1 protein-coding gene and 1 pseudogene are annotated in these 857 nt (G+C 65.1%); both read left to right on the top strand.

What is annotated here, in order from left to right:
* Positions 1 to 233: pseudogene (locus RFM40_RS33605) on the top strand (CoA ester lyase); the annotation flags it as partial.
* Between the two features lie 53 nt (positions 234 to 286).
* Positions 287 to 857, top strand: a 571-nt coding sequence (locus RFM40_RS33600) for an ATP-grasp domain-containing protein (RefSeq protein ID WP_320279062.1), incomplete at its 3' end; no start/stop codon positions are given.

Genomic DNA, 857 nt, shown 5'->3' with positions numbered 1-857 from the left:
AAGGCAAATGGGCGATCCACCCCTCGCAGATCGCTTTGGCCAACGACGTGTTCTCGCCGCCGGAAAAAGAGGTCACGCGCGCCCGCCGTATCCTCGAGGTGCTGAAGGAGGCCGAAGCGCTCGGCAAGGGTGCGGCCGCACTCGACGGCAAGATGATCGACGCGGCGTCCGAACGCATGGCGCGCAACGTGCTGGTGGTGAGCGAGGCGATCGAGCGCGCCGGCCAAACTTGATTGGCTAAAGAGGGCGCATGGCGCCGCGCATTGAAAGGTCCCGGGAGGAAAAAATGGACATCCACGAATACCAGGCCAAGGAACTGCTCGCCCGCCATGGCGTGCATGTGCCGCGCGGCGGGCTTGCCTACAGCCCCGAGCAGGCAACCTACCGGGCGCGCGAGATCGGCGGCGCGAAATGGGTGCTGAAGGCGCAGGTCCATTCCGGCGCCCGCGGCAAGGCCGGCGGCATAAAGCTCTGTTCCAATGACGAGGAGATCTCCAACGCAGCGGAAGCCATGCTCGGGCGCAAGCTGGTGACCCACCAGACCGGCCCGCGCGGCAAGCTGATCTCGCGCCTCTATCTCGAGGAGGCGGTCGATATCGCGCAGGAGCTCTATCTCGGCTTCGTGCTCGACCGGAAGGAAGAGCGCGTCATGATCGTGGCGTCGGCCGCCGGCGGCATGGAGATCGAGGATATTTCCGAGAAGCAGCCGGATTCCATCATCCGCGCCACCGTCGATCCCGGTGTCGGCATGCAGGGCTTCCAGGCGCGCGAGATCGCCTTCGGCCTCGGCCTTGAAAGCAACCTGATCGGCAAGGCAACCGAAACCATCCTCGGCTGCTACCAGGTGTTCCGCGACT

The sequence above is a fragment of the Mesorhizobium captivum genome (genome assembly GCF_033977165.1).
Taxonomy (GTDB): Bacteria; Pseudomonadota; Alphaproteobacteria; order Rhizobiales; family Rhizobiaceae; genus Mesorhizobium; species Mesorhizobium captivum.
The sequence above is the reverse complement of the archived record's forward strand: the minus strand, read 5'-3'. Positions and strand labels throughout refer to the sequence as shown.